8 protein-coding genes are annotated in these 12584 nt (G+C 50.4%); 4 read left to right on the top strand and 4 right to left on the bottom strand.

Going from position 1 to position 12584, the window contains the following annotated elements; translation table 11 throughout:
* Positions 1-3: 3 nt before the first annotated feature.
* Positions 4-2121 (bottom strand): bifunctional 23S rRNA (guanine(2069)-N(7))-methyltransferase RlmK/23S rRNA (guanine(2445)-N(2))-methyltransferase RlmL, encoded by a 2118-nt coding sequence (rlmKL, locus tag JFY74_09280; protein QQG30186.1) that lies wholly within the window; start codon positions 2119-2121, stop codon positions 4-6.
* A 110-nt stretch (positions 2122-2231) separates the two neighbouring features.
* On the opposite strand from rlmKL, the gene JFY74_09275 reads away from it, so the two are divergent.
* On the top strand, positions 2232-3335 hold the full coding sequence (locus tag JFY74_09275) for an MOSC domain-containing protein (GenBank protein ID QQG30185.1): 1104 nt from the start codon (positions 2232-2234) through the stop codon (positions 3333-3335).
* 55 nt (positions 3336-3390) lie between these two features.
* Here JFY74_09275 and JFY74_09270 read toward each other — a convergent pair whose 3' ends face one another.
* The 3 genes from JFY74_09270 to pepN form a co-directional block, all read right to left on the bottom strand.
* The gene (locus tag JFY74_09270) at positions 3391-3978 is read right to left on the bottom strand and encodes a cell division protein ZapC (GenBank protein QQG30184.1); all 588 of its coding nucleotides are present in this window, start codon (positions 3976-3978) and stop codon (positions 3391-3393) included.
* A gap of 201 nt (positions 3979-4179) precedes the next feature.
* Positions 4180-5190 carry a quinone-dependent dihydroorotate dehydrogenase gene (gene pyrD, locus JFY74_09265; GenBank protein QQG30183.1) on the bottom strand — a complete coding sequence of 337 codons (1011 nt, stop codon included), beginning with the start codon at positions 5188-5190 and terminating at the stop codon, positions 4180-4182.
* A 203-nt stretch (positions 5191-5393) separates the two neighbouring features.
* Positions 5394-8009 (bottom strand): aminopeptidase N, encoded by a 2616-nt coding sequence (pepN, locus tag JFY74_09260; GenBank protein ID QQG30182.1) that lies wholly within the window; start codon positions 8007-8009, stop codon positions 5394-5396.
* A gap of 224 nt (positions 8010-8233) precedes the next feature.
* Here pepN and pncB point away from each other — a divergent pair, with 224 nt between their 5' ends.
* From pncB to JFY74_09245, 3 genes are all read left to right on the top strand, one after another.
* Entirely contained in the window at positions 8234-9439 is a 1206-nt protein-coding gene (pncB, locus tag JFY74_09255) for a nicotinate phosphoribosyltransferase (protein QQG30181.1), read from the top strand.
* A 219-nt stretch (positions 9440-9658) separates the two neighbouring features.
* Positions 9659-11059: an asparagine--tRNA ligase gene (asnS, locus tag JFY74_09250; protein QQG30180.1), complete on the top strand. Its 1401-nt coding sequence runs from the start codon at positions 9659-9661 to the stop codon at positions 11057-11059.
* Between the two features lie 298 nt (positions 11060-11357).
* Positions 11358-12488 (top strand): porin, encoded by a 1131-nt coding sequence (locus tag JFY74_09245; protein ID QQG30503.1) that lies wholly within the window; start codon positions 11358-11360, stop codon positions 12486-12488.
* Positions 12489-12584: the final 96 nt, after the last annotated feature.

The following is a 12584-nucleotide window of genomic DNA, read 5'->3' as shown; positions in this document are numbered from 1 at the left end:
CGGTTACTTTTCCTCACCGGCATGCGTTAGCAGCCAGCAGTTATGAATTTGACGATTACGGGCAAAATCCTGCGATTGGGTCTGTGCGGTAATTTCTTTGGCGTTCAGCCCCAGCGCAGTCAGACCAGCGGTATCCATCTGGAAGCCGCGTTTATTGTTCGAGAACATGATGGTGCCGCCACGACGCAGCAGGCGTTTGAGATCTTTCATCAGAGCCAGATGATCGCGCTGGACATCAAACGACTCTTCCATTCGTTTTGAGTTAGAGAAAGTCGGCGGGTCAATGAAGATCACATCAAATTGCTCGTTCCCGTTATGTAGCCATGACAGGCAATCTGCTTGGATCAGACGATGCTGACGCCCGGTCAGACCATTCACCCGCAGGTTTTTCTCTGCCCATTCCAGATAGGTGCGTGACATATCGACAGTGGTCGTTGAACGTGCACCGCCCAGTCCAGCATGCACACTCGCCGTGCCGGTGTAGGCAAACAGGTTAAGAAAATCTTTGCCACGGCTCATCTCACCCAGCATTTTTCGGGCGATACGGTGGTCGAGGAATAGGCCGGTATCGAGGTAGTCGGTCAGGTTGACCCACAGCTTGGCGCCAAACTCTTCCATCAGCAGGAAGTCACCTTTCTGCGCCAGTTTCTCATACTGGTTTTTACCTTTCTGACGTTCGCGCGTTTTCAGCACCAGACGGTTCGACGGTAATTCCAGTACGCTCAGCGTCGCGTTGATCACATCAAACAGGCGCTGACGCGCCTTTTGCGCATCAATGGTTTTCGGCGGCGCATACTCTTGTACGACAACCCAACTGCCATAGCGGTCAACCGCCACATTATATTCAGGCAGATCGGCATCATAGATGCGATAGCACTCAATCCCCTGCTGCTTCGCCCATTTTTCCAGCTTGCGCAGGTTCTTGCGTAGACGGTTGGCAAAGTCTTCTGCGATTTCCCCCGCAGCCCCACCCTGTGTTTCCGCCAGTTGATAATTTTTCTGTACGCAGTCCAGCGGGCCGTTTTTCGCCTTGAATTGGCGCTCGGCACGCAGTTGCAGGCAGCTCAGCAGTTCCGGCGAGGCACTGAACAGCGAGAGCTGCCAGCCACCAAAGTCGCTTTTCATCTTACGGCCCAGCATATTATGCAGGGCAATCAATGCGGGCTCACTTTCCAGACGTTCACCGTAAGGCGGGTTGCTGACAACCGTACCTTTCGGGCCTTCCGGCAGTGGATTTTTTAGCTGCGCAGCATCCCTCACGTCAAAAGAAATCAGTTCGGCAACGCCTGCGCGACGCGCATTAGCTTTGGCAATCTCGATCACTCGACGATCGTTATCCGATCCGAAGAAACGCGCCGTCGTCGTCTGCAAGCCTTGGCTAGCACGCTGCTGCGCTTCCGTGGTCACCTCGCGCCACAGTTCGGCATCGTGCTTTAACCAGGCGTTAAATCCCCAGTGCGTGCGATGCAAGCCGGGCGCGCGATCGGATGCGATCATGGCCGCTTCGATCAGCAACGTACCGGAACCACACATCGGATCGACCAGCGGCGTGCCGCTCTGCCAGCCGGAACGCAACACAATCGCCGCCGCCAAGTTCTCTTTTAGCGGCGCCAGTCCGGCCAGATCGCGGTAACCACGCTGATGTAAGCCATCACCGCTTAAATCCAGCGAAACGCTGGCCATATCACGCTGTAAAAAGACGTTAACGCGAATATCCGGCTGCTGTTTCGCCACATCTGGCCGCTGCCCGGTTTTGCGCGTGAAGCTATCCACAATCGCATCTTTGACTTTTAACGCACCGTACTGGCTGTTGCGGATATCTTCATTGGTACCGGTAAAATGCACGGCAAAGGTTTTATCGATGCTGAAGATCGTTGACCAGTCAATTGCCTGCACGCCCAGATACAAATCCAGATCGCTGTGTACCTTGAATTCATTCAGCGGCAGCAGAATGCGCGATGCCAGACGGCTCCACAGCAGGCTCTGGTACAGCAGGCGATTGTCACCCTCAAAATGGACACCGCCCTGCACAACCGCACAGGACTGCGCACCCAATGATTCGAGTTCGCTTTTTAATAACTCTTCCAATCCCCGCGCCGTACTGGCAAACAAAGCATTCATGTCGTCACTATCACCAAAAAATAGATTCATAAAAGAAATTGAGGCGCATTATAGCTAATCCGAGACGCTTGTCATAAAGTTGCCGTTTTACTTTGGCAAGGAACAGGTCAGTGATTGGCGTAACGCGGCTTTATATTCATCCAGTAAAATCGATGCGGGGGCTACAACTGTCCCACGCGATGGCGTCTGTCAGCGGTTTGGCGAACGATCGTGCCTTCATGATTACCGAATCGGATGGCACATTTATTACTGCCCGCCAGTATCCGCAGATGGTGCTATTTACCCCCGCCTTGTTACCCGATGGACTGTTTATTGCTGCGCCGGATGGTCAAACGGCCACTATACGTTTTGCCGACTTCACCGAAACACCTCAGCCGACAGAAGTCTGGGGGACGCACTTTACGGCACTCGTCGCTCCTGAAGCCATCAATGTCTGGTTAAGCCACTATTTTCAGCGTGCCGTACAGCTTCGCTGGGTGGGCAATGAGCCATCGCGGCGAGTTAAACATTATCCAGACGTTCCTTTAGCATTTGCCGACGGCTATCCGTTTCTGTTAATTAATGATGCCTCATTTCAGGCGCTACGCCAGCGCTGTTCCGCCGGCATTAAAATCGAACAGTTTCGCCCCAATTTGGTCGTGACGGGCGCGGAAGCCTTTGCCGAAGACAGTTGGAAGACCATTCGGATTGGCGAGGTTATTTTTGACGTCGTCAAACCCTGTAGCCGCTGCATTTTCACCACCGTCAGCATCGAACGTGGCCGTAAGCATCCGTCAGGAGAACCACTGGCAACGCTGCAATCTTTCCGTACTGCCGAGAACGGCGACGTTGATTTTGGGCAAAATTTGGTCGCCAGAAATACGGGCATCATTCGCGTGGGCGACACATTGGAAGTCTTAGCGACCAAACCGCCGCGTCCTTATGGTTCCGGTCAGGTAGTCGAAAACCTTGTGGTTCCCGAAAAAAGCGAACAGGCCGTCACCATCCACTATCAGGGAAAATCGTTACAAGGGAACAATCAGCAGATTTTACTGGAACAATTGGAACAACAGGGTATTCGAATCCCCTATTCTTGTCGGGCAGGACTGTGCGGTTGCTGTAAATTGACGTTGGTCAGCGGAGAAGTTTCCGCACTGAAGCAAAATGCCATCAGGCAAAACGGCGAGATTCTTAGCTGTAGCTGTATTCCGCAGAGTGACGTTCATCTGCAATAGCCAAAGAAAAAATAGCGTACATGCAGTTTGAAGTATGACGGGGATATGACGCGGTTTAGACGACCTTGGCATACTCAAATGCCGACGTGCCTTCACCCAACGCGGTTTCCCACTCAGCTCTATTCTGAACGACGGCGGGCATTAGCCTGTCGTGCATGATTTTTATGGCGTCGCCCAGCCCCATGGTCTTTCCACTTAATGACAGCTGTTCTTGCGCCAGCAGACAGAGACAGGCTTTGTCCCCTGCTTCCGCCACCAGGAAACAGGCCGTTTCATGAGTTTCAGTGAGCTGAACCTGTACAACATCACCCGCCTGCGGCGAATACGTCACGGCATCCGGCTGCTGGATGAAGTGCCAACTTTTTGGCATAAGCGGTTTGAGAAATCGGCTTGCGACCAGCGCATTCAAAACCAATTCGCCTTGAAGGTCACGGTGCAGCGCCGCTTTCTGACACTTGTCGTTATAGGTAAAAAATAGCGCAGCATCGTCAACACAGAATGCACATTCATTAAATGCATCCGGCGTTAACATTTTAGACGGAAAACGAGAACGGAATAACATGCCGTTAGCCAAATCCAACATCAGGCGATCGTGTTCGGTATCAAAATACCAGCGCCAGTTATCGTCAGGTTTTAACTTCATATTATTTACCCTTCGCCTTCACAGTAGAAATATCAGAAATGGCTGATTGTGTTTTCTCACATTACAATAACCGTTCATCGTCATAAACGTTGCGGTAAGAAGATCAGACATCGGTTGATAGATTATTTACGCAAACGGATAAAATATAGACTAGCTGGGGGGATAAATAAACCCCCAGCTAAAAATGAAAGGCATTTCGGATTAAATATGTGTAACGATATCTTTAATCAAGCGAGGACCGTGGAAAATAAAGCCTGAATATATCTGTACCAGCGATGCGCCAGCTTCCATTTTTTCGCGTGCGGCGACCAAAGAATCAATTCCGCCAACACCAATAATCGGCAAACGCCCTGCTAATTCCTGTGACAAACGGCGGATAATTTCCGTGCTGCTTGTCTGCAACGGACGTCCACTTAATCCTCCGGTTTGCCCACAGTGGTTTAATCCCTGAATCAGTTTTCTGTCGAGCGTCGTATTGGTGGCAATCACCCCGTCGATGTTATGGCGAACCAAACTGTCAGCAATTTGGATCAATTCTTCTTCAGAAAGATCCGGCGCGATCTTCACCGCCACGGGAACATATTTCTGATGCTTATCTTTTAATTCCGTCTGCTTGTTCTTTATCGCCAGCAAAAGATCGTCCAGCGCTTCACCATATTGCAGGCTGCGTAATCCCGGCGTATTGGGTGACGAAATGTTGATAGCGATATAGCCTGCATGAGGATAAACCTTATCCATGCAGATCAAATAATCGTCTTTACCTTGCTCAACCAGCGTATCTTTATTCTTGCCGATGTTGATCCCTAATACACCGCCAAAGCGTGTTTTCTTTACATTCTCGACCAGATAATCCACGCCTTTATTATTGAAACCCATCCGGTTGATCAATCCTTCCGCTTCCACTACGCGGAATAATCTCGGTTTGTCATTACCGGATTGTGGACGCGGCGTCACCGTCCCCACTTCAATAAAACCAAAGCCCATTGCGCCTAACGCATCGATACATTCGCCGTCTTTATCTAATCCCGCCGCTAGACCAAGTGGGTTTTTAAAAGATAACCCCATGCAGGTAACTGGTTTAGTAGGAACAGATTGGCGGACGAGAAATTCAAAAGGCGTGTTGGTAATACGGCGTAATTGTTGGAAGGTCAGCTCATGTGCACGCTCTGGATCGAGCTGAAACAGGGCTTTTTTGATAACGGGATAGAACATATTGTCTCCTGAGATCCCTATCGCAAAGGTATCTTGCCTACGCTGGAAGTAAGCAATAGTGGATTACGGTTTAACTCACGGTCGGTGATGGTAGTGCCATCTCTGCGGAAAGTAAAACGTTTGCGGAAGTAAGAAATTAGCGCAAGGGAGAATGTCACACGCGGCAAGCTACCGCGTGTGACAGAAGAATGACTATGGCAGGATTAGTCTTGCAGTGCCTTGCTGATCTTCTCGAACAGATCGCCAGACAGATTTTCCAACGTCTTCAACTGTTCCAGCGCCTGACGCATTTGCGACTGACGTTTAGCATCATAACGTTTCAGGCGGATCAACGGTTCGATCACCCGTGCCGCGACCTGAGGATTGCGGGTATTCAGATCGGTTAGAATCTCCGTCAGGAAGCGATAGCCGCTCCCGTCTTCAGCATGGAACGCCGACGGATTAGCGGCGGCAAATGCTCCCACCAGAGAACGCAGACGGTTAGGGTTGTTCAGGCTGAATGATCGATGTTGCAGCAGCTCACGCACGCGGGTCAGCACATCGGCAGCCGGGCTGGTGGCTTGCAGCACAAACCATTTATCCATGACCAAGCCATCCTGATGCCAGCGGTTATCAAACTGCGTCAGCAGCTCATCACGAACGGGCAACTGAGCCTCGACCGCCGCCGACAGCGCCGCCAGCGAATCCGTCATGTTATCCGCTTGACGGAACTGCGCCTGCACCAATTTATCCGCCTGATCCGCATCGCTGAATGCCAGATAATGCAGGCAGACGTTGCGCAGCGCGCGTTTGCCCATATCCGCATGTTCGATACGATATTGCGGTGCCTGATTCGCGTGGTATACCGCCAGCCACTCATCCGCCATCTCTTTTGCCATCGTACGCGTCATGCTTTCACGTACGGCAGCAATCGCCGTAGGATCGATGATGTCAAACAGCTCGGCAATCTCGTTTTCGCTCGGCAATGTCAGAATCTGAGAAGCCAGCATCGGATCCAGTTTTTCATCCAGCAACACGCCACGGAAAGCATCGACAACATGCATCGGTACAGAAAGCGGCTGTTTCTGCTGATAGCGAGAAACGTTCAGACGGATATAGTTAGCCAGCAGGCTCTGTGCCGCATCCCAACGTGAGAAGGCATTGCTTGCGTGGCGCATCAGGAACGTCAGTTGTTCATCGCTCCAGGCATAGTTCAGTTTTACCGGCGCAGAGAACTCACGTAATAAAGAAGGAATCGGGCGGCAAGGTACCTGATCGAAAATGAACGTCTGTTCGGATTCGGTCACATTAAGCACCGACGCCAGCAGTTGACCGTCTTTCTGTAGCGGGATGACCTGCCCTTGCGGATCGTACAGTTCAATATCCAACGGAATATGCAGCGGCAGCTTCGGCTGTTTGTCGGCACCGATTGGCGTTTTTTGGCTCACGCTCAGCAGATATTGTTGCGTCTGCGGATCATAATCATCACGCACAGTCAGCACCGGCGTGCCTGACTGGCTATACCAGCGGCGGAACTGTGTGAGATCGACACCGGAAGCATCTTCCATTGCCAGTACGAAATCATCACAGGTCGCCGCGCTGCCGTCGTGACGCTCAAAATACAGACGAATACCGGCTTGGAATTTTTCCTCACCTAATAAGGTGTGCATCATGCGGATCACTTCCGATCCCTTTTCATAGACCGTCAGCGTGTAGAAGTTATTCATCTCGATCACCTGATCGGGACGAATCGGATGCGACATCGGGCTGGCATCTTCGGCAAACTGCGCACCGCGCATCACACGCACGTTATCAATACGGTTCACCGGACGCGACCCCAGATCGGAGCTGAACTCCTGATCGCGGAACACCGTCAGCCCTTCTTTCAGGCTAAGCTGGAACCAGTCGCGACAGGTGACGCGGTTGCCCGTCCAGTTGTGGAAATATTCATGGCCGATCACCGCTTCAATATTCAGATAGTCTTTATCCGTCGCGGTTTCTGCCTTGGCCAGCACGTATTTAGAGTTGAATACGTTCAGCCCTTTGTTTTCCATCGCCCCCATGTTGAAGAAATCAACGGCGACGATCATATAGATGTCGAGATCGTATTCCAGACCGAAACGCTCTTCGTCCCACTTCATCGAATTCTTCAGCGAGGTCATCGCCCAGCCAGCCCGATCGAGGTTGCCACGGTCAACATACAGCTCCAACGCCACATCGCGGCCAGAACATGTCGTGAAGCGATCCTGAAGCACATCAAAATCGCCGGCAACCAGCGCAAACAGATAAGCCGGTTTCGGGAACGGATCCTGCCATTCAATCCAGTGGCGACCGCCTTCCAGCTCTCCTTGTGCGATACGATTACCGTTAGAGAGTAAATAAGGATAGCGAGCTTTATCCGCTGTGATGCGCGTCGTGAATTTCGCCAGCACATCCGGTCGGTCGAGATAATAGGTAATGTGGCGGAATCCTTCGGCCTCACACTGCGTACACAGTGCTTCGCCTGATTGATATAGCCCTTCCAGCGCGCTATTGGCGGCAGGGTTGATTTCCGTTTCGATGCTGAGCGTGAAACGCGCGGGTAATTGCGTCAGAATCAGGCCATCGTCCTGCTGCTGGTAATGTGTCCACGGCTGACCATCAACGCTCAGGCTAATCAGTTTCAGCCCTTCGCCGTCCAGCTTCAACGGCGCGCCCAGCGCCCCCTGCAACACCACCTGGCTGACGGCTTTTACGTGAGTTTTTTCAGCATGAAGATCGAAATCCAGTGCAATATTAGTAATGGTGTAATCCGGTGCACGGTAGTCATGGCGATATTTTATTTGCGGCTGTTGATTCATATTAAAGCTCCCACCTCGTCATAAGCATCAAAGATCAAGTCTATACCTGTTGCCCCAATGTTATCACAACAAAATAAGGAGGCTAATCATCGTGCTGCGGTTCACTCCCGCACGTCTCGCTATGTTGTCGTAATGTAATAAACAAATAATCAAGGTATACTGATTGGACATTGCTAGCTGTCCCGATGGTGGATAGACATCTTACAAAGATGTCGTAACGCATTATGACTTTGCATACTTCTCCGATTCTGCACTCATTGCTGGATACCGATGCCTACAAGCTGCATATGCAACAGGCGGTGTATCATCATTATTATGATGTCGACGTTGCGGCTGAATTTCGCTGTCGCGGTGATGAGTTGCTAGGCATTTACGCGAATGAGATAGCCCATCAGGTCGATCTGATGCGTTTCTTGTCATTGCGTGACGATGAGTTCACCTATCTTTCTTCTCTGCCGTTCTTTAAACAGGACTATCTCCACTGGCTGCGGGATTTCCGTTTTAATCCGCAGCAGGTGTCGATTAAGAACAATGCGGGCAAGCTGGATATCCGTATCGCTGGGCCGTGGCGTGAAGTGATTTTGTGGGAAGTTCCCTTGTTGGCGGTGATCAGTGAAGTTGTGCATCGGGAGCGTTCGCCCAATGCCACAGCTGAGCAGGCGCTCGCCCAACTGTCTGCCTCACTAGAGAGCTTCCGCCAGAACAGCACGGATGTGGACCTCAGCCAATTCAAGCTAATGGATTTCGGCACGCGCCGACGTTTCTCTCGCGATATCCAGCAGACTATTGTTACGACGCTGCGAGCCGATTTCCCTTACCTCATCGGCACCAGCAATTACGATCTGGCGCGCCGTTTGGATATCACGCCTGTCGGTACGCAGGCACACGAGTGGTTTCAGGCCCATCAGCAGATTAGTCCGACGCTGGCAAACAGCCAGCGCGCCGCGCTACAAATGTGGTTGCGTGAATATCCCACACATTTAGGCATTGCGTTGACCGATTGCATCACTATGGATGCCTTCCTGCGCGATTTCGATTTGTCGTTCGCCGAAGCCTATCAGGGGCTGCGTCACGACTCTGGCGATCCAGTCGATTGGGGAGAGAAAGCCATTGCACACTATCAGCGTCTGAACATCGACCCAATGAGCAAAACGCTGGTCTTCTCCGACAATCTGAATCTGGATAAAGCGCTGACGCTGTATCGTCACTTCTGGCAACGCGTGAATCTGGTATTTGGCATGGGCACCCGCCTGACGTGTGACATCCCCGGCGTGAAGCCGTTGAATATTGTCATCAAGCTGGTGGAATGCAATGGCAAGCCAGTGGCAAAGCTCTCCGATAGCCCGGGTAAAACCATCTGTCAGGATCAGAACTTCGTGTGTGAGTTGCGCAAAGCGTTTGACTTACCTCGCGTGAAAAAAGCCAGTTGAAACGTCTCCCCCTCCCCTAATATGCAACTTGAAGTATGCCGGGTATTGACCAACTTTGCAGCAGATTCACCAGCATGAGCGAAAACTTCGCGCCATTCCGGTGATTTCTGCTTGTGTCCTGTTGCATCGCAAGTAACATAGCAAATGGCTCGGATTGGGCCATTTGACGTTTTAACCACGATATATTTCTTAAACACGATTAATTAAAGAGAGAATTTTATGAGCGTAGTGCCTGTAGTCGATGTACTGCAAGGCCGTGTCGCCGTTGACAGCGAAGTCACCGTGCGCGGCTGGGTACGTACCCGGAGAGATTCTAAAGCCGGTATCTCCTTTATCGCCGTTTATGACGGCTCCTGCTTTAATCCATTACAGGCTGTCGTTAATAATAATCTCTCCAATTATCAGGATGACGTGCTACGCCTGACTACCGGCTGTTCCGTAGAAATCACCGGTAATGTCGTCGCTTCTCCGGGTGAGGGCCAGAGCTTCGAGTTGCAAGCCACCAACGTCAACGTCGTCGGCTGGGTTGACGATCCCGATACCTACCCGATGGCGGCGAAGCGTCACAGCATCGAATATCTACGTGAAGTTGCGCATTTGCGTCCGCGTACCAATCTGATCGGTGCCGTGACGCGTGTTCGCCATACGCTGGCACAGGCGATTCACCGCTTCTTCCATGAGAATGGCTACTTCTGGGTCTCTACCCCGCTGATTACCGCATCCGATACCGAAGGCGCGGGCGAAATGTTCCGCGTTTCTACTCTCGATCTGGAAAACCTGCCGCGTACCGAACAAGGTAAAGTGGATTTCAGCGAAGATTTCTTCGGTAAAGAAGCATTCCTGACCGTATCCGGCCAGTTGAATGGCGAAACCTACGCCTGTGCGCTGTCCAATGTGTATACCTTTGGCCCAACCTTCCGCGCGGAAAACTCCAACACCAGCCGCCATTTGGCCGAGTTTTGGATGATCGAACCGGAAGTCGCTTTTGCCACGTTGGATGACGTTGCCGGTCTGGCTGAAAACTTACTGAAATACGTTTTCCAAGCCGTATTGAACGAGCGTGCCGATGATATGGCGTTCTTTGCCGAACGCGTTGATAAAGAAGCCATCACTCGACTGGAAAAATTCGTTAGCTCTGATTTCGCACAGGTGGACTACACCGATGCTGTCGAGATCCTGCTGAACTGCGGGCAGCAGTTCGAGAATCCAGTTTACTGGGGCGTTGACCTCTCCTCCGAACATGAGCGTTATCTGGCGGAGCAGCACTTCAAAGCACCGGTTGTCGTTAAAAACTACCCGAAAGACATCAAAGCCTTCTACATGCGTATGAACGACGACGGTAAAACCGTTGCCGCGATGGATGTTCTGGCACCAGGAATCGGTGAAATCATCGGGGGTTCTCAGCGTGAAGAGCGTCTGGCTCAACTGGATAGCCGTCTGGAAGAGATGGGACTGAATAAAGAAGACTACTGGTGGTATCGTGATTTACGCCGTTACGGCACTATTCCACATTCCGGTTTTGGTTTAGGTTTTGAGCGATTAATTGCCTATGTTACCGGTGTACAAAATGTGCGCGACGTAATCCCTTTCCCGCGTACCCCACGGAACGCCAGTTTCTAAATAAAAATTTAATATAAGTAAAACAAATATGTAGAAAAGAAGAGTCGGGTTTCCCGGCTCTTTTTTTTTAATTTTTATTCTGTCTCACAAAGTTCCCTGAATTTTACATTTAGACACACATTATTTCCATTTGTTACCCGATTACGAACTTTGTAGCATCTTTAAGGTGGATTAACGGGCGTGTGAATGGAAAACTGCGTTCAGACACAGGAAGACACCAAACTTTCAGGAATAGTTCCGTAAAGAATTATTTATGGCAGTGGCAGGTGTCTAAATAACACCAATGAGGGTAATAATGATGAAACGCAACATTCTTGCAGTAGTAATCCCAGCTCTGTTAGTCGCGGGCGCAGCCAATGCAGCAGAAGTTTATAACAAAGACGGCAACAAGCTGGATCTGACTGGTAAAATCACTGGCCTGCACTACTTCTCTGACGACAAAGGCAATAACGGCGATCAGACCTACGCTCGTTTAGGCTTCAAAGGCGAAACTCAGATTTCTAGCGAATTAACTGGCTATGGCCGTTTTGAATACCAGTTCAATGGTTATAAAGACGAAAGCCAAGGTTCTGCTGGCCCGAACGCAGATAAAACTCGTTATGCGTTTGTTGGTTTAAAATTTGCTGATGTCGGTTCCCTAGATTACGGCCGTAACTTGGGTATTGCATACGACGCACTGGCTTGGACAGACGTTCTGCCTGAGTTTGGTGGTGATTCTAGCTACACTGATAACCTGACTGGCCGTAGCACTGGTGTACTGACCTATCGTAACAAAAACTTCTTCGGTTTAGTGGATGGCTGGGATTTTGGCCTGCAGTATCTGGGTAAGAATGACAGCAACAGTATCAATGAAAGAAATAATGAAGAAAAACAAAACGGCGATGGCTGGGGTATTTCTTCTTCTTACACCTCAGATATCGGTGTAGGCGTTGTAGCTTCTTACGCTAAATATGATCGCACTAATGACCAACATGGCTATGGTGCCAATGGTCTTCGTGCTGGTAATAACGGTAGCGCAGCAGATGCTTGGGCAACTGGCCTGAAATATGATGCTAACAACATTTATGTTGCAGCAATTTATGGTGAATACCGCAACCTGACCGTTGTTAAGCCGAAAGCTGGCGCTGTCAACGGCACAGGTAACTTCTACGCTGACCAAACTAAAGTGTTTGAAGCTGTAGCTCAATACAACTTCGATTTTGGTCTGACTCCATCTCTGGCTTACGTTTCTGCTAAAGCTAAAGACGATACCAGCGTTGTAACAACCAACGATTATGTAACTAAGTATGTTAGCGTTGGCGCTACTTACTCATTCAACAAAAATATGTCTACCTATGTTGATTATCAAATCAACCTGTTGAAAGATGAGAACGCGTATAAACTGAATACCGACGATACTGTTGCTGTTGGCCTGACTTACCAGTTCTAAGTCATCCCAGCATAACGTAACGAGTTAATCGTTTGTATTGCAGGAAAAGACAGAGCCTCGGCTCTGTCTTTTTTATTGTGAGCCGGATAGCATTCT

Origin of the sequence: Pectobacterium carotovorum, from assembly GCA_016415585.1 — a bacterium.
Classification (GTDB): Bacteria; Pseudomonadota; Gammaproteobacteria; order Enterobacterales; family Enterobacteriaceae; genus Pectobacterium; species Pectobacterium carotovorum_K.
This window is presented reverse-complemented; position numbering and strand designations above follow the sequence as displayed.

Excerpts from the sequence above, each read along its gene's own strand:
- pyrD (QQG30183.1), bottom strand. The coding sequence starts at position 5,190 with ATGTTCTATCCCGTTATCAAAAAAGCCCTGTTTCAGCTCGATCCAGAG.
- JFY74_09270 (QQG30184.1), bottom strand. The coding sequence starts at position 3,978 with ATGAAGTTAAAACCTGACGATAACTGGCGCTGGTATTTTGATACCGAA.
- pepN (QQG30182.1), bottom strand. The coding sequence starts at position 8,009 with ATGAATCAACAGCCGCAAATAAAATATCGCCATGACTACCGTGCACCG.
- asnS (QQG30180.1), top strand. The coding sequence starts at position 9,659 with ATGAGCGTAGTGCCTGTAGTCGATGTACTGCAAGGCCGTGTCGCCGTT.
- pncB (QQG30181.1), top strand. The coding sequence starts at position 8,234 with ATGACTTTGCATACTTCTCCGATTCTGCACTCATTGCTGGATACCGAT.
- rlmKL (QQG30186.1), bottom strand. The coding sequence starts at position 2,121 with ATGAATGCTTTGTTTGCCAGTACGGCGCGGGGATTGGAAGAGTTATTA.
- JFY74_09245 (QQG30503.1), top strand. The coding sequence starts at position 11,358 with ATGAAACGCAACATTCTTGCAGTAGTAATCCCAGCTCTGTTAGTCGCG.